Raw genomic sequence first — 23,412 nt, forward strand, 5'->3', positions numbered from 1 at the left:
TGTCCCATCCCGGGTCGTGTTGCGGCGCGGCAACAGGGGCGCCCGCTTGCGGCCTAGACTGGGCCCACGAGCGAGGACCGGCGCGGCCGGCCAGCCACGGGGGGCGCGATGAAGCCGACCGATATCCGCAATCCGGACACCTTCCACAGGGTCGTCGATTGCCAGTGGGCCTGCCCGGCGCACACGCCGGTTCCCGAGTACATCCGCATGATCGCCGCCGGTCGGCCGGCAGACGCCTACATAGTGAACTGGGTGAGCAACGTGTTCCCGGGGATCCTCGGCCGCACCTGCGACCGGCCGTGCGAGCCGGCCTGTCGCCGCGGCCGGGTCGAGGTGAACAACGGCCCGCCGTCGATGCGCGGGAAACCGGAGCCGGTGGCGATCTGCCGGCTCAAGCGCGTGGCCGCCGACCACAAGGGCGACGTCCGCGCGCGCATGCCGAAGGCGCCCGCGGAGGGCAACGGACGGCGCATCGCCTGCGTCGGCGCCGGCCCGTCGTCGCTGACCGTGGCCCGCGACCTGGCGCCGCTGGGCTACGCGGTCACGGTGTTCGAGGCCGACCCGAAGGCCGGTGGCTTCATGCGCACCCAGGTGCCGCGCTTCCGCCTGCCGGAGGAGGTGATCGACGAGGAGACGGGCTACATCCTCGACATGGGCGTCGAGTTCGTCGCTGACACGCGCATCGAGTCGATGCGCGCGCTGCTGGCGCGTGGTTTCGACGCGGTGTTCATCGGCAGCGGCGCGCCGCGGGGACGCGACCTGGACCTGCCGGGCAGGCAGGAATGCGCGAGCAGCATCCACGTCGGCCTGGACTGGCTGGCGAACGTGTATTTCGGCCACGTCACCCGCGTCGGCCGGCGGGTGCTGGTGCTGGGCGGTGGCAACACCGCGATGGATTGTTGCCGCTCGGCAAGGCGCATGGGCGGCGACGAGGTCACGGTGGTGGTGCGTTCCGGCTTCGACGAAATGAAGGCCAGTCCCTGGGAGAAGGAGGACGCGATGCACGAAGGCATCCCGATCCTCGACTTCCGCGTGCCCAAGGCCTTCGAGCACGCCAGCGGGCAGCTCACCGGCATGCGCTTCCAGCGCGTGCGGGCGGAGTACGACGAGCGCGGCCGGAGACGGTTGGTGCCGACCGGCGAGCCGGACGACGTCATCGCCTGCGACGAAGTGCTGATCGCGGTCGGGCAGGAGAACGCGTTTCCCTGGATCGAGCGCGACCTCGGCATCGATTTCGACGAATGGGGCATGCCGGTCGTTGAGCCGGTCACGCACCAGTCGACCCTGCCACGCGTGCTGTTCGGCGGCGACGCGGCGTTCGGGCCGAAGAACATCATCTGGGCGGTGGCCCATGGCCACGCCGCGGCGATCTCGATCGACCGCCTGCTGGAGGGGCGTGATCCGCGCGACCGCCCGGCGCCGGGCGTGACGCTTGCTTCGCAGAAGATGGGCATCCACGAATGGCGCTACGACAACGCCGTCTCCCCCGACGAGCGCTTCGCAGTGCCCTGGTCGGAGGCGGCGAAGAAGCTCGACAGCATGCATGTCGAAGTTGAGCTCGGGTTCGACGCCGCCACCGCGTGGAAAGAGGCCCAGCGCTGCCTCAACTGCGACGTGCAGACGGTGTTCACCGACGACAAGTGCATCGAGTGCGATGCCTGCGTCGACATCTGTCCCACCGACTGCATCACCTTCACCGCCAATGGCGATGAAGCCGACCTGCGCACGCGGCTGGCCGCGCCCGCACTCAACCTGGACCAGCCGCTGTACGTGTCCGGACCGCTGAAGACGTCTCGGGTGATGGTCAAGGACGAGGACGTCTGCCTGCACTGCGGCCTGTGCGCGGAGCGCTGCCCGACCGGCGCCTGGGACATGCAGCAGTTCCTGCTGCGCGAAACCCGCGCCGGCGGCGACCGCGTTTTGGCCGGGTCGGCAGGCGTGGCGGTGGCGGAGGCGACGGCATGACCCCTGGCCATGCGCCGCTCCAGGCGGTCAACGATTTCGTCGTCAAGTTCGCCAACGTCAACGGATCGGGCTCGGCTTCGGCCAACGAGCTGTTCGCCAAGGCGATCCTGCGCATGGGCGTGCCGGTCAGCCCGCGCAACATCTTCCCTTCGAATATCCAGGGGCTGCCGACCTGGTACGAAGTGCGCGTCTGCGAGCGCGGCTGGCTGGGGCGCCGCGGCGGCGTCGACATGATGGTGGCGATGAACCCGCAGACCCGGGACGCCGACATCGCCGGGATCGAGCCCGGCGGCTACCTGTTCCACGACAGCAGCAAGCCGCTGCCGCGCGCGCGCCTGCGCGACGACATCACCGCGATCGGCGTGCCGCTGACGGACATCTGCAACGCGCACTACGGCGATCCGCGCCAGCGCCAGCTGTTCAAGAACATCATGTACGTGGGTGCCCTGTCGGCGCTGCTGGACATCGACCCCGACGTGATCGAGGCCCTCATCGGCGAGCAGTACCGCAGCAAGCCAAGGCTGCTGGAGCCGAACGTCGAGGCCCTGCACCTGGGCCGCGACTGGGTGCGCGAGAACCTGGCGCACCCGGTCGGCCTGCGCGTGCAGCCGGCCGACGCGGTCGGCGACCGGATCTTCGTCGACGGCAACGATGCCGCGGCGCTGGGCTGCGTCTACGGCGGCGCCACCGTCTGCGCCTGGTATCCGATCACGCCGTCGTCGTCGCTGGCCGAGGGCTTCCAGAAGTACTGCGCGAAGTTCCGCGTCGATGTCGAGGGCAGGGCGCGTTACGCCGTCATCCAGGCCGAGGACGAGATCGCGTCCATCGGCATGGTGGTCGGCGCGGGCTGGAACGGCGCGCGTGCGTTCACCACCACCTCGGGACCGGGTGTGTCGCTGATGAACGAATTCATCGGCCTGGCGTACTTCGCGGAGATCCCGGTGACGATCCTCAACGTGCAGCGCGGCGGGCCATCGACCGGCATGCCCACGCGCACCCAGCAGTCCGACGTGCTGGCCTGCGCGTTCGCCTCCCACGGCGACACCAGGCACGTGCTGCTGTTTCCCGAGGACCCACGCGAGTGCTTCGACTTCGCGGCCGCGGCGCTGGACCTGGCCGACCGCCTGCAGACGCCGGTGTTCGTGATGAGCGACCTCGACATCGGCATGAACCAGCGCCTGTGCGCGCCCTTCGAGTGGGACGACGCGCGCGCCTACGACCGCGGCAAGGTCATGACCGCGGCGCAGCTGGACGACGGCCGCGAGTTCGCGCGCTACAGGGATGTGGATGGCGACGGCATCCCGTGGCGGACCTGGCCCGGTACGCATCCGGACAAGGGCGCGTACTTCACGCGCGGCACGTCGCGCAACCCGCAGGCGCAGTACTCCGAAAGCGGGGAGGACTACGTCTACAACATGCAGCGCCTGCTGCAGAAGTTCGATACCGCAAAGGCGCTGGTGCCGCAGCCGGTGCTGGCCCCGGCGCACGAGCCCGCGCGCTTCGGCGCGATCTTCTACGGCTCCACGAGTCCGGCGATGGACGAGGCCGTGGAGCAGCTGCGCGCGGCCGGCGTCGCGCTGGATACGCTGCGGGTGCGCGCCTACCCGTTCCCGGACCAGGTGCGCGGGTTCATCCACGGCCACCAGCAGGTGTTCGTGGTCGAGCAGAACCGCGACGGGCAGCTGCGCCTGCTGCTGGTCGACGCCTTCGGCACAGACCCCGCGCGACTGGTGGCCGTGCTCCACTATGACGGCACCCCGATCACCGCGCGCTTCATCTCGGGTGCGATCCAGGCCCATGTGCGCTGCGGAGTGCCGCAGGAGGAGGTGGCATGACCTGGCTGGCGAAACCGAAGCTGCACCACCCGACGCTGCCCTGCAACGCCATCGGCTTCACCCGCCGCGACTACGAGGGCAAGATCAGCACGCTGTGCGCGGGCTGCGGACACGACTCGATCTCCGCGGCGATCATCCAGGCCTGCTGGGAGCTCGACATCCAGCCGCACCGCATCGCCAAGCTGTCGGGCATCGGCTGCAGCTCCAAGACCCCCGACTATTTCCTCGGCCAGTCGCACGGCTTCAACACCGTGCACGGGCGGATGCCGTCGGTGCTGACCGGCGCCAGCCTGGCCAACCGGTCGCTGACCTACTTGGGCGTGTCCGGTGATGGTGATTCGGCATCCATCGGCATCGGCCAGTTCGTGCACGCGATCCGGCGGGGGGTCGACATGACCTACATCGTCGAGAACAACGGGGTGTACGGGCTGACGAAGGGCCAGTTTTCCGCCACCGCGGACCAGGGCTCGGTGTCCAGGCGCGGCGTCGCCAATGCCGACAGCCCGCTGGACCTCGTGGCGATGGCGCTGCAGCTGGGCGCGAGCTACGTCGGCCGCGGGTTCTCCGGCGACAAGCAGCAGCTGGTGCCGCTGATCAAGGGCGCGCTGTCGCATCGCGGCGCCGCGTTCATAGACGTGATCAGTCCCTGCGTCGCGTTCAACAACCACGCCGGAAGCACCCGGAGCTATGACCACGTGCGCGAGCACAACGAGGCCGTGAACCGCCTCGACGTGATGCCGCCGCGCGCCGCGATCGAGCTCGAGCAGGCCGCCGGCAGCACGATCGACGTCGCCCAGCATGACGGCAGCGTGCTGCGCCTGCACAAACTCGATGCCGGCTACGATCCGCGTGACCGGCTGGCGGCGATGAACCTGCTGCAGCAGCGGCAGGCGCGAGGCGAGGTGGTGACCGGGCTGCTCCATGTCGACCCCGGGGCCGGCGACCTGCACGGCCATCTCGGCACGGTGGACACGCCACTGAACGCCCTCGGCCCCGCCGAGCTCGGGCCCGGCACCGCGGCGCTGGCGAGGATCAACGCCGCCCTGCGCTGACCCGCAGTCGTGCTTAAATATCGCCTGAAGCGGGGGTACCGCGCCACGGCGCGGTTGAGACAGACCCTTCGAACCTGATCCGGCTGATACCGGCGTAGGGAGCTTCGCGGCCGTGCCGTATCGCCTTCCCGCCATGCCTGCGCATGCGGGCCGCGTGCGCCCACGGCACGCGCCGCCGCTTCGTCCCGCCACCAAAGGACGATGCCGATGAACGCAGTGCCTTCCACCCTGGCCCAGCAGGCCGAACAGCTTTCCGATTCCGTCACCCGCCCGATCCCCGGCTCGCGCAAGGTCTTCGTCGGGGGTTCGCGCCCCGACCTGCGCGTGGCCATGCGCGAGATCGTGCAGTCGAGGACCCCGACCCTCTTCGGCGGCGAGGACAACCCGTCGATCCCGGTCTACGACACCTCGGGTCCCTACACCGACCCGGATGCACGCATCGACTTGTCCGCCGGCCTGTCGGCGCTGCGCGCAGGCTGGATCGCCGGGCGGGGCGACACCGAACGCCTGGATGCGCCGAGCTCGGCCTTCGGCCGCGGCCGCGAGCAGGATGCCCGCCTGGACGCCGTGCGCTTCCCGTCGCGCGCGCTGCCGCTGCGCGCCCGCGCCGGCGCCAACGTCACCCAGATGCACTACGCGCGGCGCGGCATCGTCACCCCCGAGATGGAATACGTCGCCATCCGCGAGAACCAGCGCCTTGACGAAGTGTGGGAGCGGCTACAGCCGCGATCCGGGGAGACCATCGCGGCCTTGGCCGCTCCCACATTGCTGGCGCAGCACCCGGGACAGTCCTTCGGCGCGTCCATCCCCGCGCGGATCACGCCCGAATTCGTGCGCGACGAGATCGCGCGTGGCCGCGCCATCCTGCCCTGCAACATCAACCACCCGGAAAGCGAGCCGATGATCATCGGCCGCAACTTCCTGACCAAGATCAACGCCAACATCGGCAACAGCGCGGTGTCGTCCGGCATCGCGGAGGAAGTGGAGAAGCTGGTCTGGGCGATCCGCTGGGGCGCCGACAACGTCATGGACCTCAGCACCGGCAAGCACATCCACGAAACCCGCGAGTGGATCATCCGCAACTCGCCGGTGCCGATCGGCACGGTGCCGATCTACCAGGCGCTGGAAAAGGTCGATGGTCGCGCCGAGGAGCTGACCTGGGACATCTTCCGCGACACGCTGATCGAGCAGGCCGAGCAGGGCGTGGACTACTTCACCATCCATGCCGGCGTGCTTCTGCGCCATGTGCCGCTGACTGCGAAGCGCGTCACCGGCATCGTCTCGCGCGGCGGCTCGATCATGGCCAAGTGGTGCCTTGCGCACCACCGCGAAAGCTTCCTGTACGAACATTTCGAAGACATCTGCGAAATCATGAAGGCCTACGACGTGGCCTTCTCGCTGGGCGACGGACTGCGCCCGGGCTGCATCGCCGATGCCAACGACGCTGCCCAGTTCGCCGAGCTGGAGACCCTGGGCGAACTCACGAAGATCGCCTGGACGCACGACGTCCAGACCATGGTCGAAGGCCCAGGCCACGTGCCGATGCAGCTGATCAGGGAGAACATGGACAAGCAGCTGGCCGAGTGCGGCGAAGCGCCGTTCTACACCCTGGGTCCGCTGACCACCGACATCGCACCCGGCTACGACCACATCACCAGCGCCATCGGCGCCGCGATGATCGGCTGGTTCGGGACCGCGATGCTCTGCTACGTCACGCCGAAGGAACATCTGGGCCTGCCCAACCGCCAGGACGTGCGCGACGGGATCATGGCCTACCGGATCGCCGCGCATGCGGCGGACCTGGCCAAGGGCCATCCGGGCGCGCAGGTGCGCGACAACGCCCTGAGCAAGGCGCGTTTCGAGTTCCGCTGGGAGGACCAGTTCCACCTCGGCCTGGATCCGGAGAAAGCCCGTGAGTTCCATGACGAGACGATGCCGAAGGACGCGCACAAGCTGGCCCACTTCTGCTCGATGTGCGGCCCTCACTTCTGCTCGATGAAGATCAGCCAGGACGTGCGCGAGCATGCGGCCGCGCAGGACAGTGACAGCGACGGGGCGGCGGCGGTGGAGGCCGGGATGGCCGGCAAGGCGGCCGAGTTCAGGGCGGCGGGCGGCGAGCTCTACCGGCGCGACTGAACGGCGGGAAACGGGAGGATCGGCGGAGTGCCCCGGGGCGCTCCGCCTCACGTGCGCGCGGCGGGCCATGCTAGCGTCGAGGCATCCAGGAAAGGAGGTTCGCCATGGCACGCATCCCCCCGTCTTCATTCCGCTGGCTGCTGGCGGCCCTGCTCCTCGGCCTGCTGGCCGCATGCGCCACCAGCCCGCGCATCAGCTCGGACTCCGACCCCGGCGCGGATTTCAGCGCCTACCGCACCTTCGCCTTCTATTCGCCGCTGGCGATCGAGCGGGAGGGCTATGCCAGCCTGGTCAGCGGCCGGATGAAGGCCGCGGCCCGCGCCCAGATGGAGTCGCGCGGCTACCGCTACAGCGAGTCCGACCCCGACCTCTGGCTGAACATCAACGCCTACATGCAGCAGCGCACCGACGTCAGCACGATTCCCGATGTCGACTACGCCTATTACTACAGCTACCGGTATCGCGGCTACGTGGCCATGCCGTACTGGCGCGACCGCACCAGTGTCACCCGCTACACCGAGGGCACGATGAACATCGACCTGGTCGATGCCAGGCGCAACGCGCTGGTCTGGGAAGGCATCGCGGTAGGCCGGGTCTCCCGCAACCAGGATCCCGTGGCGCGCGATGCGGCCATCGACAGTACGATCGCAGGGATCTTCGAGGCCTATCCGCACCGCGCAGGGACGCGCTGACCAGCGCCGGCCGCCCGCGGGGTCCGGCAGGCCGGCAAGCGCCGCTCAGCGGCTGAACGCATCCCGCAGCGACGCAAGCCAGGCGCGCCAGCTGCCGCCCTCCCGGCTCGGGTCGTATTCACAGCCCAAGGACTGCATCCGGGCACCAAGGGCGGGCTCATCCAGGTTCTCGTCCGCCAGGCTTGCAAGATCGTCGCGCACCGCGACGATCTCGGCGTCGGCCTCGCTGCCAAGATACGCATCGACCACCCCGGAGGCGGTGTCGTGCTCCATCGCCCAGTCCTGGTGGAAGTAGGCGGAGAGGAAGTTCTCAAGCGCGGGGGTGTCGCTCATCGGGGGCCTCGCGGTAAGCCGGGTCAGGGCGTCGAAGGATAGCCGGTGACGATGCGATAGCCGGTGTCGAGGCGATCCGAGCGCTCCAGCACCAGGCGAACGGAGAAGACGTCCTCGGCCTGGCTGTCGCCGCGCTTCACCGAGATGCCGGTGCTGGCGTCGAAGCTGGCGTCGACCACCAGGCGGTTGCCGCCCTTGCCGTCGACCCAGGCGTCGATGCGGCCCTGGTGTTCGGAAAGGGTGGCGGCCACGAAGTGCCCGGCCTCTCCGATGTCGCGGAAGCTGGAGGCGGCGCTGATGTTGTCGCGGCGCACGCGGTCGACCAGCCACTCCTCGCTCTTGCCCACGTGGCGCTCGATCAGGTGGCCGCCGGCGTCCTCGTGGGCCTGCAGGCCGCCGCCGGGGACCTCGCCGGGAGCGTCGGGGCCGTCCGGGACATCCGGGCTGTCGACGCCATCGGTTGCCAGGTGCGCGTCGAGGTCGCGGGTCGTGGCCTCGACCGCATCGCGCCCGGCGCGCGGAAGTCCGCTCACGTCCAGCTCGCCCAGCGCGTCGCGGATGCGGCCCAGCAGCGGGTCGAGGTGCTCGCCGAAGGTCCGGTCGCCGCCGGCGAGCGAGATCGCGTCGCGCACCTGGCCGAGGAAGCCCTCGATGTCCCCGTCGTCGGCGAGCGCCTGGAGGTGGGCGACGAGGTCGGAATCAGGGTCGGCCGCCGCCGCCATGGCCGCGCGGCCGGACGACTGCTGCAGCGGTGCCAGCGGGGGAAGCGACCACCGGGTGGCCGGTGACAGGGCTTGGGCGGCATCCATCACGTGCGGCGCCTTCTGTGCGGGGGAGCCACGAAGCCTATGCACCGCGCGCGGCCGCCGACAGCTGGTGCCGGCCCGAGGGTGTGCGGTGGTGGGCGCGTGCGCGTGCGGCCGTCGCGGGGCACACTCCCGCGATGGCCAACCTCTTCCGCAAGCCGATCAGCTGGACCGCTGCCGCCGCCAGGCACCCCTCGGCGCTGCTGCTTGCCGTACAGATGGCCAGCCTGCTGCTGTACCCGCTGATGGACGGTAGCGAGAGCCGGGTGCTGTTCAGCGCGTTCACCCTGGTCGCGGTACCGCTGGCGGTCTGGGTGGTTTCGCGCAGCCACGCGGCCAACTGGTTCGCGTGGGCGCTCGCGGTGCCAGCGATGCTGCTGGCCGGCGCCGCGATCGGCTTCGACCTGCCGCTGCTCGCGGTGGCCTCGGCCCTGCTGGAGTCGATGCTCTACTTCTATGCCGCCGGCGCGCTCATCGTGTACATGCTCGAAGACCACACGGTCACAGTCGATGAACTGTTCGCGGCGGCCGCGGCGTTCACGCTGCTGGCCTGGGGCTTCGCCTATGCGTTCCTGGTGTGCCAGGCGGTGTTGCCGGCAAGCTTTACCGGCTTGGTCGAACCCGAGCGGCCACGACGCTGGATCGAACTGCTGTTCCTGAGCTTCTCCACGCTGTCCGGCACCGGGAACGGCGACATCATGCCGCTGACGCCGTATGCGCGGGTGCTGGTGATGCTGGAGCAGTTCGCCGGCGTGGGCTACATCGCGGCCGTGGTGTCACGGCTGATCGCGCTGAGCATCGTGCGCCAGCGAGGGCGCAGCCGGGACTGAGCCCCGGCCGTTATGCCGAGCGGTAGCGCTCGATCGCCTCGAGCAGCAGGCCCTTGGCCTCGGCGGCGTTGCCCCAGCCCTCGATCTTGACCCACTTGCCCTTCTCGAGGTCCTTGTAGTGCTCGAAGAAGTGGCCGATGCGCTCCAGCCAGTGTCCGGACACCTGGTCGATGTCATGGATGTGCGCATAGCCCGCGAACACCTTCGGCTCCGGCACCGCCAACAGCTTCTCGTCGCTGCCGGCCTCGTCGGTCATCTTCAGCACGCCGACCGGGCGGCAGCGGATCACCGAGCCCGGCACCAGCGGCAGCGGCAGGATCACCATGACGTCGGCCGGGTCGCCGTCGCCGCAGACGGTGTTGGGGACGTAGCCGTAGTTGCAGGGGTAGCGCATGGGGGTCGACAGCACGCGGTCGACGAAGATCGCGCCGGATTCCTTGTCGACCTCGTACTTGACCGGCTCGGCGTCCTTGGGGATCTCGATGATGACGTTGATTTCGTCCGGCGGACTCTTGCCGGTGGTCACATGATCCAGGCCCATGGGTGCTCCAGTCGTGCGGGCGAACCGGGATGGCCCGCTGCCGCGTAAGGGGAAGGGCGCCCATTCTACGCGTCGCTGTTGCGACGCAGCAAAGGGTGATCGTGCCGGCGCCCCGCGGCATGGGCGGGGCGGTGTGGTGATGAACGGGAGCCGGGACGACCCCAGCTGGGGTACGCCCCAGCTTGGTCCCGTAAACGTCCCGGTTACACAGTACGGCACCGTATCCACACCGAGAGTGCCCTGCATGAGCATCCAGTCCGCGAATATCGTTCCAGGCGCCAGCGCCGCTGCCCAGTTCGAGCGTGCGGGCTACTGGAACAACCCCGACGCCCCGCACCAGCATGACCACGGTCCCGACGCCCTGGGCAGCGAGGCCCCGGCGCCCCGGTCGGTCGACGTGGGGGGCGCCGACGCCGTGGATATCGACCAGGGCCCCGGGCAGGAGGACGGCCGGACGATCGACGGCGGCTCGGACAATCCCGCCGGGCGCAGCCAGCGCAGCACGGTGGACGGCAAGCCGATCGTGGTCGACCCGCTGCATTCGGAGAAGGGACTCGACGTTGCGCGCGAGCGCACCGTCGACGCCTGGAACCAGGTCAGCAGCGACCAGCTGGTGTTCACCACCGGCGCCGGCAATGACAGCTTCGGCGTCAAGCAGCGCGACGACGGCACGCTCGACGTCAGCATCAACGGCGAGAACTACGAGGTGCATCTCGATCGCGGGCAGGAGCTGACCATCCGCGCTGGCGATGGCAACGACGTCATCGAGGTGGCGCCCAACGTCACGGTCAATATCGTGGTCGAAGGCGGCAAGGGCGACGACACCATCACCACCGGTGCCGGCGACGACCGGATCGACGGCGGCGAGGGCAACGACACCATCTTCTCCGGTGCCGGCCGCGACGACATCTTCGGCCACAGCGGCAACGATGTCCTGGGCGGTGGCGAAGGCGTCAACATCATCCATGGCGGCGACGGCGACGACGAGATCACCGCCGGCGCGGGCACCAACTTCATCGAAGGCGGCGCCGGCGACGACGTGATCCAGGGCGCCGGCACCAGCGACATCCTGTCCGGTGGCGTCGGCAACGACCGCATCGCCGCGGGCGACGGCAAGAGCACCATCTATACCGGCGCCGGCGACGACGCCGTGGACGGCGCCGGCGTCAACGCCACGGTCTACGCCGAGGTCGGCGACCTGATCAACTCGGCCACCGGCAGCAAGCCGACCGTGGTCAACGTCGCCATCGACGCCAACGCCGGCCACACCATCAAGGTCGAGGGTTCGGCAGGCTTCGTGCAGCGCATCCAGTCCGAGCTCGACTTCCTGCGCGCCTCGCCGGTGGGGCAGCAGATGCTGGCCGAGTTCGACAAGGCCGCGGACGTCAAGGGCAACATGGTCACGATCAAGGAGCTGGCCAACGAGCAGAACGGCTATGCCCAGACCTTCAGCCGCGATGCCGACATCGTGAACGGCCGGGCCGGCGCCGGCGGCAACGTCGACATCGTCTACAACCCGTCATTCCACATGGACGCCTTCCCGGCGCCCGTGGTCGTGCTGTACCACGAGATGTCGCATGCCTACAACGGCGTGAACGGGAGCTTCCAGCCGGGTGAGTACACCGGTCCGGGCCCTGACAACGGCATCGCCAACGCCGAGCGACAGGCCGTGGGCCTTGAGACCAGCGCGCCCGCCTTCGACTTCGACGGCGATCGCTCGACTGCACCGACCACCGCCAATCCCGATCACCTGACCGAGAACGGCATCCGCGAGGAGCTGGGCATGCCGGACCGCCCGAGCTACGCGCTCGAGTTCTGAACACACCAGGCCCGATGACGGTCCCGCGCAGCCTGCGTTCACCGCAGGCTGCGTGCGTTCGGTCATCCTGAGCGGTACCAGCCAGGAGGCAGCACACACATGGCCCTGAACATCATCCGGCACGCGGGCATCCTCGCGGCCGCCCTTTCGACCGCTGCAGTCGTGCCGCAGCCCGCGGTCGCGGGCGGACAAGTGGAGACCAACGCCGTGAACGAGGAAGACCAGGTGGCGCGTACCCGCGTGAGCGGGGAAGGGGCGATGGTCGAAGTCGCCTTCGACCCCGACGCACAGCGCCTGGCGGTGCGCTATCGCGTCAGCAATGACAGCGACGCGCCGCTGGCGGTCTTCGATCGCGGCGACGTCCATTCGGTACTGAGCAAGCGCCTGGTGGCGGGTGAAGTGCCGGGGCCGCGGATGGAGGGCGGGGTCGATGGCCTCACGCTGTCGCATGCCGCGCAGGCGCTGCCGGATCCGACACCGACGTCACCGCCGACGCCCCTGGCCACGAAGCTCGGTCCGGGCGAACGCCTGGATGCCAGCTTCGATGTGGACCTGTCGCTGTCCCCCGCCAGCGTCGCGCGGGTGCGCTGGTGCCTCGGCGTGCTGCCCTTCGACGAGGCGGAGTTCAGGCCGGCGACCTCGGCGGGCGATGTCGCCCTGTGGTCGGCGCCCTTCAGCGTGGTCGAGCGGCAGCAGCTGCTGTGCACGCCGTGGTTCGACATGGCGGCGGGGACGTTCGAAAGCGGCTGACGTGGACGGATGGTGATCGCCACTGCGTACGAGCGAGCCTGAAAGCAGAAGCGGCCCCCATGGGCCGCTTCTGCGTTGCAGGCCGGCACGGCCGGCGGGCGGCGTCGCTAGAGCAGCGGCACCAGCAACAGGGCCACGATGTTGGTGACTTTGATCAGCGGGTTCACCGCCGGACCCGCGGTGTCCTTGTAGGGATCGCCGACGGTGTCGCCGGTGACCGCGGCCTTGTGCGCCTCGGAGCCCTTGCCGCCGTGGTGGCCTTCCTCGATGTACTTCTTGGCGTTGTCCCAGGCGCCGCCGCCGGTGCACATCGAAATCGCCAGGAACAGGCCGGTCACGATCGTGCCCATCAGCAGGCCGCCGAGCGCGTCCGCGCCCAGCACCAGGCCGACGATGATCGGAATGGCCAGCGGCAGCAGCGAAGGCACGATCATTTCCCTGATCGCCGAGCGCGTCAGCAGGTCGACCGCGCGGTCGTACTGCGGCTTGCCGGTGCCTTCCATGATGCCGGGGATCTCGCGGAACTGGCGCCGCACCTCCTCGACCACGGCGCCGGCGGCGCGACCGACGGCCTGCATCGCCATTGCACCGAAGAGATACGGAATCATGCCGCCGATCAGCAGGCCGATCACCACGTTCGGATTGTCGATGGAGAAGTTCACCGCGCGGCCCGAGGCTTCAAGCTTGTGCGCGTAGTCGGCGAACAGCACCAGCGCGGCCAGTCCCGCCGAACCGATCGCATAGCCCTTGGTCACCGCCTTGGTGGTGTTGCCCACGGCGTCGAGCGCGTCGGTGGTCTCGCGGATCTCCGGCGGCAGGCCGCTCATCTCGGCGATGCCGCCGGCGTTGTCGGTGATCGGGCCGTAGGCGTCGAGCGCCACGATCATGCCGGCCATCGACAGCATGGCGGTGGCCGCGATGGCCAGGCCGTATAGGCCCGCGATCGCGTAGCAGCACCAGATCGCGGCCGCGACCACGATCACAGGCGCCGCGGTCGACTTCATCGACACCGCCAGGCCGGCAATCACGTTCGTGCCGTGGCCGGTTTCCGACGCCTTCGCCACCTGCTGCACCGGGGCGTACTCGGTTGCGGTGTAGTACTCGGTGATCACCACCAGCATGCCGGTCAGCACCAGGCCGACAATCGCGCACCAGAACAGCGGCAGCGCCAACGCGGCCTCGAACATGCTGTTGGTGATGAACCAGAAGGCGATCGCCGCCAGCACGCCCGACACGCCCAGGCCGCGATACAGCGCGTTCATGATCTTGCCGCCCGGCCGCGCCTTGACGAAGAAGGTGCCGATGATCGAGGCGATGATGGACGCCGCGCCCAGCACCAGCGGATAGACCACGCCCGCCCAGCCGTAGGTCGCGAAGAAGATGCCGGCGACCAGCATCGAGGCGATGATGGTCACCGCATAGGTCTCGAACAGGTCGGCCGCCATGCCGGCGCAGTCGCCGACGTTGTCGCCCACGTTGTCGGCAATCACCGCCGGGTTGCGCGGGTCGTCTTCGGGGATGCCGGCTTCGACCTTGCCCACCAGGTCCGCGCCGACGTCGGCGCCCTTGGTGAAGATGCCGCCGCCCAGCCGCGCGAAGATCGAGATCAGCGACGAGCCGAAGGCGAGGCCGATCATCGGCTGCAGCGCGGCCTCGACCGCCATCGCGTCGCGACCGTCGCCGATCACGAACATGAAGTAGCCGGCCACGCCCAGCAGGCCCAGGCCCACGACCAGCATGCCGGTGACCGCGCCGCCGCGGAAGCTGACCGCCAGCGCCTCGTTCAGGCCCACGGTCGCCGCCTGGGTGGTGCGCACGTTGGCGCGCACCGAGACGAACATGCCGATGAAGCCGGCCACGCCCGAGAGCACCGCGCCGATCAGGAAACCGATGGCCGTCGGCCAGCCCAGGGCCGGCACGAAGCCGATCACCAGGAACAGCACCACGCCGACGATGGCGATGGTGATGTATTGCCGCCGCAGGTAGGCCCCGGCGCCCTCCTGGATCGCGGCCGCGATCTGCTGCATGCGCTCGTTGCCCGCGGGCCGCGCAAGGATCCATCGCGCGGAGACAATGCCGTAGATGATCGCCAGGCCGGCACAGGCAAGTGCCAGCCACAAAGCTTGTTGCTCGAGCATGAATCCCTCCCCAGGGTGTGGTCGAAAGCATCTGATCGGAGCTGGAACCGCCCGACTATGGCATACGCCCCGGGCCCGGTATTGCCGCGCTGCAGCGCGTGCCAGGCCATGTGCGGTGGAGGCCGATCCTTGGAGGTCCGGCGACGTCGGGCGGATGTGGAGGGTGGATTCAGGCGCTGCGTGCCAGCCTGACCATCGCCCCGCTCCAAGGAGTCACCCGCGATGCGATCCGCCGCTGCCATCTGCCTGCTTGCCTTCGCTGCCGTCCCCGCGCTGGCCGCCGACCCGAAGCCCGAGATCAGCCGGCCGGCGGCGGCGGCGCAGGCGGTGGGCGTTGTCCACACGCTGCGCCAGATCCCGGAGGCCTGCGCGCGCATCGAAGGCGCGTTCACCGGTGATGCCGCCGATCCCTACCGTTTCGCCGTGGTGCGCACCAGCGCGAACTGCCAGCCGCGCGCACGCTTCGTGGACGCCGCCAAGGCCAAGCCCTCGGTGGCTTCGGGCTGGGTGTTCAACGATGTGCTCAGGGTGCCGAGCGCGGACTGCGCCTCGCGGGAGGCGGTGGTGCGCGTGTGGCGCAAGCCCGTCGACCAGACGATGGAGCTGGACGGCCAGGGCCAGTCGCGGATCTACATCGAAGAGTCGAAGCAGGCCGCCGCCGCGGGCAAAATCGCCGCGACCCCGATGTACGCCGCCGAGATGGGCGTGGAAGGCAAGGCCTGCGGCAGCGAGTGACAAGATCGCCCTGAATGACACATCGCAGTTACAGGGGCAGCTCGACGGTCGACCGCAATCGTTGCCCCGGATCGGAGCTCACTCGTCCCAGGCCGGCAGTTTCTTCGGAACGGCGACATTCTTCAGAGTGACGTACTTCGGCAGGCCGTCGCGGCCGTAGGGCGGGTAGGCCTCGCCGCGGATCAGCGGCTCGAGATAGGTTCTCGCCGCGGCCGTGATGCCGTAGCCGTCGCGACGGATGAAGCCCTTGGGCATGGTCTTTTCGCGGTTGGCGATGCGGGCCAGCGGCGCCGGCTCGATCTTCCAGCGATAGGGCGCGTCGGACGTGCGGACGATCGCCGGCATGGTCGCGTTGCGGCCCTCCAGGGCGAGGCGCACGGCGGCCTTGCCCACGGCCATGGCGTGGTCCAGGTCGGTCTTCGAGGCGATGTGGCGCGCCGAGCGCTGCAGGTAGTCGGGCAGGGTCCAGTGCACTTTCAGGTCGAGGCGATCCTTCACCCGTCCCGCAAGGTAGGAGGCGACCCCGCCAAGCTGGGTGTGGCCGAACGAGTCCTTGCCGCCGCCCGCGTCCGCCACGAAGCTGCCGTCCGCCGTGCGGATGCCCTCGCTGGCCACGACCACGCAGTACCCGACGCGATCGACGACCTTGCGCACGCGGGCCAGGAAGTCCTCCTCGTCGTAGGCGCGCTCCGGGAACAGGATCAGGTGCGGCGCGGCATCGGGGCCGTCGCCGGCGAGCCCGGCGGCGGCCGCCAGCCAGCCGGCGTGGCGGCCCATCGCTTCGTACACGAACACCTTCGTCGACGTGTCGGCCATGGCGGCGACGTCCAGCGCGGCTTCGCGCACCGACACCGCCGTGTACTTGGCCGCCGAGCCGAAGCCCGGGCAGCAGTCGGTCACCACCAGGTCGTTGTCGACCGTCTTCGGCACGCCGATGCAGGTCAGCGGGTAGTCGAACTCCGCGGCCAGCTGCGAGACCTTGTTGGCGGTGTCGGCGGAATCGTTGCCGCCGTTGTAGAGGAACCAGCGCACGTCGTGGGCGCGCAGCACGTCGAGCAGGCGCTCGTACTTCGCGCGGTCGGCGTCCAGTGATTTCAGCTTGTAGCGGCACGAGCCGAAGGCCCCGCCGGGCGTGTGGGCCAGGGCGCGGATCGCGGCCACGGGCTCCTTCGAGGTGTCGATCAGCTCCTCGCGCAGGGCGCCGAGGATGCCGTTGCGGCCGGCCAGCACGCGGACTTTTCGGGCACGCGCCTCGGTGATGACAGCCGAGGCGGTGGCGTTGATGACGGCGGTGACGCCGCCGGACTGGGCGTAGAACAGGCAACCTTTGGGCATCTCGGGTCCGTTGGAAAGGGGCTTCGGGCCGGGGGGGTGGATACGGTAAGCTGGCGCGGTCGTGGCCGCAGGCGGTGGATTCTACGCCCCGCACCGTCCACGCCCCGAGACCACATGGAGCGTTCGATGCGACTGGTACTGCTTGGTGCGCCGGGTTCCGGCAAAGGAACACAGGCCACGCGCCTGAAAGAGCACCTGCAGGTGCCACACGTGTCGACCGGCGACCTGCTGCGCGCAGAGGTCAAGGCCGGCAGCGCGCTGGGCCTTCAGGCGAAAGAGGTGATGGCCCGCGGCGAGCTGGTGTCGGACGAGATCCTGCTCGGCATGCTTGAGGACCGGCTCTCGCGCAGCGACGTGGCCAAAGGCTTCATCCTCGACGGCTATCCGCGCAACCTGGCCCAGGCGGCCGCGCTCGACGCGCTGCTGCGGCGCATCGGCCAGCCGATGGATGCCGCGATCCAGCTGGAAGTCGACAACGAACTGCTGATCGACCGCCTGGCCGGCCGCGCCCAGGCCGAGGGCCGTTCCGACGACAACCCCGAGTCGGTCCGCAAGCGCCTGCAGGTCTATGACGAGCAGACCGCGCCGGTGATCGGCTACTACCGCGACGCCGGCAGGCTCGGCGTGGTGGATGGCGTCGGCACGCTCGACGAGGTCCTGGACCGCATCCTGACGGCGCTCGACCGGTCCTGACGCCTTGAAGCTGCATATCCTCGGCATCGCCGGCACCTTCATGGGCGGCGTGGCCGCGCTGGCACGCGAGCTCGGCCACGAGGTCGAGGGCAGCGACCAGGCGGTATACCCGCCGATGTCGACCCAGCTCGAGCGCCTCGGCATCGAGCTGCGCCAGGGCTACGACCCCGCCAATATTTCGCGTGATTGCGACCAGGTCGTGATCGGCAACGCGCTGTCGCGCGGCAACGCCGCGGTCGAGCATGTGCTGGACCACGGCCTGGCTTACACCTCCGGCGCGGAGTGGCTGCGCGACAAGGTGCTGCCGGGGCGCGACACGATCGCGGTCGCGGGCACGCACGGGAAAACCACCACGACCACGATCCTCGCCTGGCTGCTCGAGGCCGCGGGGCGGCATCCCGGATTCCTGATCGGCGGAGTGGCGGAGGATTTTGGGGTCTCGGCGCGGGTTGGTGGCGTGCACGACGGTGCCCGGCGCGAAGGCCTGGAACAGTCCCCCTTCGTGGTCGAAGCCGACGAATACGACACCGCCTTCTTCGACAAGCGCTCCAAGTTCGTGCACTACCGGCCGCTGGTGGCGGTGCTCAACAACCTCGAGTTCGACCACGCCGACATCTTCCCGGACCTGGCCGCGATCCAGCGCCAGTTCCACCATTTCGTGCGCACCGTGCCGGGCCGCGGCCGGCTGGTGGTCAACGGCGAGGACCCGCACCTGGCCGAGGTGCTGGCGATGGGCTGCTGGACCCCGATCGTGCGCTTCGGCATCGACGCGGCGCCGGGCGCGCCGCTGGACTGGAGCGCGCGCCTTCTGGCCGATGACGGCAGCGCGTTCGCCGTTGTGCAGGGCGGACGCGAAATCGGCGAGGTGCGCTGGCCGCTGCTCGGCCGCCACAACGTGATGAACGCGCTCGGCGCCCTTGCTGCCTGCGATGCGGTGGGCGTCGATGTCGCCTCGGTACTGCCGGCGCTTGGGGCCTTCCGCAGCGTCAAGCGGCGCATGGAACTGCTCGGCGCGGCCGCCGGGATCAGCGTCTATGATGACTTCGCCCACCATCCCACCGCCATCGCCACCACCCTGAAAGGCCTGCGGGCACGGGTCGGCGAGGGGCGGATCGTGGTGGCGATGGAGCCGCGCAGCAACTCGATGCGCCTGGGTGCGCACGCCGCGGCGCTGGCGCCGTCCCTGGGCCTGGCCGATGCCGTCGTGTTCCTGCATCGCCCCGGCCTGGAGTGGGACGCGGCCGCGGTGGTCGGCGGCCTCCGCGGCCACGGCATCGCCGTGCCCGACGCCGACAGCCTGCTGGCCCGGTTGCGCGAACTGGTGCGCGAAGGCGACCACGTGGTGTTCATGTCCAACGGCGGCTTCGACGGCGCGCCGCGGCGCTTCCTGGCGATGCTGCGAGGCGACTGAGGCCGGGCCACCGCCGTCCTCGCCGCCGCCTTGACGCGCACGCCGCGTAGACTGCCGACGATGGTCGATACGCCGCTGCTTCCGCTGTTTCCACTGCAGACCGTGCTGGTGCCCGGCGCGGTCCTGGGCCTGCGCGTGTTCGAGCCGCGCTATCTTGACCTGGTGGGGGAATGCGGCCGGCGCGGCAGCGGCTTCGGCATCTGCCTGATCGCCGACGGAAGCGAGGTCGGCACCCCCGCAGTACCGGCGGAGTTCGGCACCGAAGCGCTGATCGAGGATTTCGGCACCGACGACGGCGGCCTGCTGACCCTGCGCGTGCGCGGCGCGCGTCGCTTCCGCGTCGCGCGCACGGCCGTGCGCGACAACGGCCTGGTCGAGGCCGAGGTGGAGTGGCGTGCCGATGACCCCGCCCCGGCGCGGCTGCGGCCCGAACACGCGCTGCTCGGAACGCTGCTGGAGCGAATCTTCGACCAGGTCGGGCGGCCGCCAGGCTTCGAGCCAGGCTTCCAGGATGCCGCCTGGGTCGGCTGGCGCCTGCTCGAGCTCCTGCCGATGCCGGAGGAACGCCGGGTCGAGCTGCTCGCCATCGACGACCCCCACGCGCGGCTTGAAGGCCTGCTGGCACTGATCGGCTAGGGCGCGGCGGCGCCTGCCAGGGGCGTCCGCAGGCGCAGGACCTGTTCGCCGGACGCCGGGTGCGGGTCTTCCCGCAGGTCGAGTCCGGCAAGGTCGTCGCGCAGCAGCGCGTAGGCACCGTTTGTATCCGCGTCCGGGGACCACAGTCCGAACAGGTCGAACGGCCGCCCGTGGGTCAGCGCCTGGACGGTGCCGATCCACAGCGGCGTTCCGTCGCGCGGTTGGCGCGGTGCATGCCACAGGCGGAGCACCAGGATGCGGCCGTCGTCGAGCGTGCGGCGCATAAGCAGGGCCTCGGCGCTGGCGCCCAGCGTGGCCGGCAGCACCTTCTGCTCCAGCGCCGGCGTGTCGTCGTCGAGCAGGAGCAGGGTGTCGCGCCAGTCCGCCTGGGCCTGGGGCACCCAGCCATGTGCGCGCAGGTGCATGTCCAGCGGGGCGAGCGGCCCGGCGACCTGCACGTCCAGCGGCCAGCGGCGGCTGGCGTCGCGTTCGTTGCGCTGCCAGGGCAGGGCTGCCCAGCCGTCGCGCCACCAGCTGTCGAGATCGATGTTGGCCGGCGCAGCCTGCGGCGCGAAGCGCTCCAGCAAGGGGTCGACCGCCCGCGGTGCGTGCCACAGCGCGGCCAGCAGGAACGCGCCGTAGAACAGGCCCGCGAGCGGCCGCATCCAGAACGAGCGGGCGACGTGGCGGCGGTAGGCGATGCCCAGCGCCAGCAGCCAGGCGATGCCCAGCAGCATCCCGCCCACGAGGTCGGTCAGCCAGTGCGCGCCCAGGTACAGCCGGGCGAAGCCCAGCACCGCCACCACCGCGCCGGACACCAGGTAGGGCCAGACGCGCTGCCTCCCGGGAAGTTCGCGCGCGATCAGCACGGCGAAGAAACCGAAGGTGATGGTGGTCATCGTCAGCCCCACCGAGGGGAAGCCGAAGCCGCTGAGCGCGGTCGGCGGGCGCGGCATGTCGATCACCGCCTCCAGGGCCGCGGTCAGCACCAGGCCGAAGGCCAGCGCCGCCAGCCAGTGGGCCGCCGCCATCCAGCGCCGCCGCCACAGCAGCCACAGCGTCGACAGCGCGATCGGCAGGCCCAGCACCACCGGGTCGCCGATCGATGCCAGTCCCGCCATCAGCCGGTCGGCCAGCGGGTTGCGCAGCGCATACATGGCGTCGTGGATGCGCAGGTCCAGCGCCAGGGGCTCGCCGCGCGCCAGCATCGTCGCCAGCAGGGTGAACCAGGCCACGCCGATCGCCAGCAGGCAGGCCGCCAGCAGCACCAGTGAGGCGGATTCCGGGCGGTTGGGCGAGATCAGCGCGGCGGCATACCGGCCCAGCCGCGGATGGTCGCGCGTCCAGCGCAGCGCGCGGGCCAGCAGCGCATCGGCGTGGTTGGCGAACCAGCGATAGGTATAGAGGACCAGCGCCCAGGCCAGAGCGATCGCCGCCAGCAGCGCCGCGACCACAAGGGCCAGGCGGTCCGCCACCGCCGCAACCGCGTCGTAGGCCTCGCCAAGCAGCCAGCCAGGCGCGAGGAACAGCACCGCCCATGAAATCGCGGCGACGATGCTCGCGGGCACGTAGCGCCGCAGCGGCATCCGCGACATGCCGGCGATCGCAGGCACGAACGGGCGCACGGGCCCGACGTAGCGCGCGATGAAGATGCCCTTGATCTCGTTCCGGCGGAACAGCACTTCGGCGCGATCCAGCAGTTGCGGGTACTTGCGGAATGGCCAGGTCGCGCGCAGCTGTGCGCCCCACCGGGCCCCGATCCAGTAGCTGCTGGCGTCCCCGGCCAGGGCCCCAAGCGCGGCGCAGGCGATGGCGTATGGCCCCGAGATCTCGCCGAAGCCGATCAGCACGCCGATCGCGAACAGCAGCGGCAGCGCGGGGACCACGGCGCCAAGGATGATGACCGCGTCGCAGAAGGCGATCGCGAAAATGGCCACGCCGGCGGCCACGGGATGGGCGCCGATCCAGGCAACGAGGCTGTCGAACCAGGCACTCACCGCCGCGATTATGGCAGCCGGTGGCGGTATCGCGCCGCCTACAATGCAGGGATGGATGACTCGGGTTCAGTCGAAGTGCGCGCGCTGAAGGCGGACAGCTTCGGCCGCATCGCGCTGATGCGCCGCGTTGGGGCGGCAGATGGCGCCGGCCGGGGTGGCGAGGGCGACGCCCTGCTGTTCGTGCGCCGGGACCTTCGCCACGTGCCGGCGTGGCTCCGCCTGCCGGCCTGGTGGCTGGCGCGGCGGGAGGCGCGCGGGTTGCAGGCGGTGGCGGGCATGGGCGACGTGCCGCAGCTGCTGCGCTGGGACGGCCGCATGCTTGATCGCAGCTACATGGCCGGCGATGCCATGTACCAGCGCCCGCCGCGCGGGGACATTGCCTATTTCCGCCGCGCACGGCGCCTGCTCCGGCAGCTGCACCGCCACGGCCTGGCCCACAACGACCTTGCCAAGGAAGCCAACTGGCTGGTGCTGGAGGACGGGCGCCCGGCGATCATCGACTTCCAGCTGGCGGTGCGCGGCGACCCGCGTTCGCGCTGGATGCGCCTGCTGGCGCGCGAGGACCTGCGCCACCTGCTCAAGCACAAGCGCACCTACTGCCCTGACCGCATCACCCCGGTCGAGCGCCGCGTGCTCAAGCGCACCTCATGGCTGCGCGACGCCTGGTTCGCCACCGGCAAGCCCGTCTACCGCTTTGTCACCCGCAGGGTCCTGAAGTGGGAAGACAACGAAGGCCAGGGCCCGAAGCCCTGACGTTTCGCACACCGCGCCTTCGGCCGCGATCCCTTGCGAGGCCGCGGCTCCTGTCGGAGCCAATGCGCGCCATGTCCTATGATTGATCCGGTCGCAGCTGTCGCTGCTCCTGCAGGGCGTGTCCCGGCCATGGCCTCCACACTTTCCGGAAAAACCCTCTTCATCACCGGCGGCTCTCGCGGCATCGGCCTGGCGATCGCGCTGCGCGCGGCGCGCGACGGCGCCAACGTCGCCATCGCGGCCAAGTCCGACGTTCCCAACCCCAGGCTGCCGGGCACCATCCACACCGCCGCGAAGGCGGTCACCGAAGCCGGCGGCCAGGCCCTGGCGCTGAAATGCGACATCCGCGAAGAAGACCAGGTGCGCGCCGCGGTCGCGGCCACCGTCGACGCCTTCGGCGGCATCGACATCCTGGTCAACAACGCCAGCGCGATCTGGCTGCGCGGCACGCTGGACACGCCGATGAAGCGCTTCGACCTGATGCAGCAGGTCAACGCCCGCGGCAGCTTCCTCTGTGCCCAGGCCTGCCTGCCGCACCTGCTTGAGGCGCCGAACCCGCACATCCTGACGCTCGCGCCGCCGCCCTCGCTGGATCCGAAATGGTGGGCGCCGCACACCGGCTACACCCTGGCCAAGATGGGCATGAGCTTCGTGACCCTCGGGCTTGCGGCCGAATTCGGGCCGCAGGGCGTGGCGGTCAACGCGCTGTGGCCGCGCACGATCATCGGCACCGATGCGCTGAACATGATCCCCGGCGTTGAGCCGGGCAACGGCCGCTCGCCGGAGATCATGGGTGACGCCGCCCACGCCGTGCTGGTGCGCCCCGCGGCGGACTTTGCCGGCAATTTCCTGATCGATGACGAGGTCCTGGCCGAGGCCGGCGTCACCGACCTGGCGGGCTACGCCATGGATCCGTCGAAGCCGCTGTTCCCGGACCTGTTCCTCGACTGAGCCC

Annotated in this window: 20 protein-coding genes and 1 riboswitch; of the genes, 14 read left to right on the forward strand and 6 right to left on the reverse strand. The window is 70.0% G+C overall.

Annotated elements, in window-relative coordinates; translation table 11 throughout:
- The first annotated feature begins 108 nt into the window (after positions 1-108).
- The 5 genes from WCE39_RS10865 to WCE39_RS10885 all read left to right on the forward strand — a co-directional run bounded on the left by WCE39_RS10865 (position 109) and on the right by WCE39_RS10885 (position 7,680).
- Positions 109-1,965 (forward strand): FAD-dependent oxidoreductase, encoded by a 1,857-nt coding sequence (locus WCE39_RS10865; protein WP_343276702.1) that lies wholly within the window; start codon positions 109-111, stop codon positions 1,963-1,965.
- Positions 1,962-3,800: a 2-oxoacid:acceptor oxidoreductase subunit alpha gene (locus WCE39_RS10870; RefSeq protein WP_343276703.1), complete on the forward strand. Its 1,839-nt coding sequence runs from the start codon at positions 1,962-1,964 to the stop codon at positions 3,798-3,800. The genes WCE39_RS10865 and WCE39_RS10870 overlap by 4 nt, the downstream gene beginning before the upstream one ends.
- Positions 3,797-4,852: a 2-oxoacid:ferredoxin oxidoreductase subunit beta gene (locus tag WCE39_RS10875; protein ID WP_343276704.1), complete on the forward strand. Its 1,056-nt coding sequence runs from the start codon at positions 3,797-3,799 to the stop codon at positions 4,850-4,852. The genes WCE39_RS10870 and WCE39_RS10875 overlap by 4 nt, the downstream gene beginning before the upstream one ends.
- 21 nt (positions 4,853-4,873) lie before the next feature.
- A riboswitch (TPP riboswitch) is annotated at positions 4,874-4,970 on the forward strand.
- Between the two features lie 89 nt (positions 4,971-5,059).
- On the forward strand, positions 5,060-6,988 hold the full coding sequence (gene thiC, locus WCE39_RS10880) for a phosphomethylpyrimidine synthase ThiC (protein WP_343276705.1): 1,929 nt from the start codon (positions 5,060-5,062) through the stop codon (positions 6,986-6,988).
- Positions 6,989-7,092: 104 nt separating this feature from the next.
- Positions 7,093-7,680: a DUF4136 domain-containing protein gene (locus tag WCE39_RS10885; protein WP_343276706.1), complete on the forward strand. Its 588-nt coding sequence runs from the start codon at positions 7,093-7,095 to the stop codon at positions 7,678-7,680.
- Positions 7,681-7,725: 45 nt separating this feature from the next.
- Here the strand turns inward: WCE39_RS10885 and WCE39_RS10890 are convergent, their stop codons facing one another.
- Both WCE39_RS10890 and WCE39_RS10895 read right to left on the reverse strand, forming a co-directional pair.
- Positions 7,726-8,013 carry a contact-dependent growth inhibition system immunity protein gene (locus tag WCE39_RS10890; RefSeq protein WP_343276707.1) on the reverse strand — a complete coding sequence of 96 codons (288 nt, stop codon included), beginning with the start codon at positions 8,011-8,013 and terminating at the stop codon, positions 7,726-7,728.
- A gap of 23 nt (positions 8,014-8,036) precedes the next feature.
- Entirely contained in the window at positions 8,037-8,822 is a 786-nt protein-coding gene (locus tag WCE39_RS10895; protein WP_343276708.1) for an RNase A-like domain-containing protein, read from the reverse strand.
- 134 nt (positions 8,823-8,956) lie between these two features.
- Here WCE39_RS10895 and WCE39_RS10900 point away from each other — a divergent pair, with 134 nt between their 5' ends.
- On the forward strand, positions 8,957-9,649 hold the full coding sequence (locus WCE39_RS10900; RefSeq protein ID WP_343276709.1) for a potassium channel family protein: 693 nt from the start codon (positions 8,957-8,959) through the stop codon (positions 9,647-9,649).
- Between the two features lie 10 nt (positions 9,650-9,659).
- On the opposite strand, the gene ppa is transcribed toward WCE39_RS10900, so the two are convergent.
- Complete coding sequence (ppa, locus tag WCE39_RS10905) at positions 9,660-10,190, reverse strand: inorganic diphosphatase (RefSeq protein WP_343276710.1); 531 nt, start codon at positions 10,188-10,190, stop codon at positions 9,660-9,662.
- Positions 10,191-10,434: 244 nt separating this feature from the next.
- Here ppa and WCE39_RS10910 point away from each other — a divergent pair, with 244 nt between their 5' ends.
- On the forward strand, positions 10,435-12,009 hold the full coding sequence (locus WCE39_RS10910) for a M91 family zinc metallopeptidase (RefSeq protein WP_343276711.1): 1,575 nt from the start codon (positions 10,435-10,437) through the stop codon (positions 12,007-12,009).
- 99 nt (positions 12,010-12,108) lie between these two features.
- The gene (locus WCE39_RS10915) at positions 12,109-12,759 is read left to right on the forward strand and encodes a hypothetical protein (protein ID WP_343276712.1); all 651 of its coding nucleotides are present in this window, start codon (positions 12,109-12,111) and stop codon (positions 12,757-12,759) included.
- A gap of 107 nt (positions 12,760-12,866) precedes the next feature.
- On the opposite strand, the gene WCE39_RS10920 is transcribed toward WCE39_RS10915, so the two are convergent.
- Positions 12,867-14,897 (reverse strand): sodium-translocating pyrophosphatase, encoded by a 2,031-nt coding sequence (locus tag WCE39_RS10920; protein ID WP_343276713.1) that lies wholly within the window; start codon positions 14,895-14,897, stop codon positions 12,867-12,869.
- A gap of 222 nt (positions 14,898-15,119) precedes the next feature.
- Here WCE39_RS10920 and WCE39_RS10925 point away from each other — a divergent pair, with 222 nt between their 5' ends.
- The gene (locus tag WCE39_RS10925; protein WP_343276714.1) at positions 15,120-15,632 is read left to right on the forward strand and encodes a hypothetical protein; all 513 of its coding nucleotides are present in this window, start codon (positions 15,120-15,122) and stop codon (positions 15,630-15,632) included.
- Positions 15,633-15,710: 78 nt separating this feature from the next.
- Here WCE39_RS10925 and WCE39_RS10930 read toward each other — a convergent pair whose 3' ends face one another.
- On the reverse strand, positions 15,711-16,967 hold the full coding sequence (locus tag WCE39_RS10930; RefSeq protein WP_343276715.1) for a 6-phosphofructokinase: 1,257 nt from the start codon (positions 16,965-16,967) through the stop codon (positions 15,711-15,713).
- A 126-nt stretch (positions 16,968-17,093) separates the two neighbouring features.
- Between WCE39_RS10930 and WCE39_RS10935 the strand changes: the two genes are divergently transcribed.
- The 3 genes from WCE39_RS10935 to WCE39_RS10945 are packed head-to-tail and all read left to right on the forward strand — an operon-like array spanning position 17,094 to position 19,707.
- A complete protein-coding gene (locus WCE39_RS10935; RefSeq protein ID WP_343276716.1) occupies positions 17,094-17,660 on the forward strand; it encodes an adenylate kinase in 567 nt (188 codons plus the stop codon).
- Between the two features lie 4 nt (positions 17,661-17,664).
- On the forward strand, positions 17,665-19,071 hold the full coding sequence (mpl, locus tag WCE39_RS10940; RefSeq protein WP_343276717.1) for a UDP-N-acetylmuramate:L-alanyl-gamma-D-glutamyl-meso-diaminopimelate ligase: 1,407 nt from the start codon (positions 17,665-17,667) through the stop codon (positions 19,069-19,071).
- 60 nt (positions 19,072-19,131) lie between these two features.
- Positions 19,132-19,707, forward strand: coding sequence for an LON peptidase substrate-binding domain-containing protein (locus WCE39_RS10945; protein WP_343276718.1), 576 nt, complete (start codon positions 19,132-19,134; stop codon positions 19,705-19,707).
- On the opposite strand, the gene WCE39_RS10950 is transcribed toward WCE39_RS10945, so the two are convergent.
- Positions 19,704-21,704, reverse strand: a complete 2,001-nt coding sequence (locus WCE39_RS10950; protein WP_343276719.1) for a bifunctional DedA family/phosphatase PAP2 family protein — start codon at positions 21,702-21,704, stop codon at positions 19,704-19,706. The two genes, WCE39_RS10945 and WCE39_RS10950, sit on opposite strands and share 4 nt — an antisense overlap.
- Before the next feature lie 51 nt (positions 21,705-21,755).
- Here WCE39_RS10950 and WCE39_RS10955 point away from each other — a divergent pair, with 51 nt between their 5' ends.
- Both WCE39_RS10955 and WCE39_RS10960 read left to right on the forward strand, forming a co-directional pair.
- On the forward strand, positions 21,756-22,457 hold the full coding sequence (locus WCE39_RS10955; RefSeq protein ID WP_343276720.1) for a protein kinase family protein: 702 nt from the start codon (positions 21,756-21,758) through the stop codon (positions 22,455-22,457).
- A 129-nt stretch (positions 22,458-22,586) separates the two neighbouring features.
- Positions 22,587-23,408, forward strand: coding sequence for an SDR family oxidoreductase (locus tag WCE39_RS10960; RefSeq protein ID WP_343276721.1), 822 nt, complete (start codon positions 22,587-22,589; stop codon positions 23,406-23,408).
- The last annotated feature ends 4 nt before the right edge of the window (positions 23,409-23,412 follow it).

Source organism: Luteimonas yanweni, assembly GCF_039548475.1.
Lineage (GTDB): Bacteria > Pseudomonadota > Gammaproteobacteria > Xanthomonadales > Xanthomonadaceae > Luteimonas.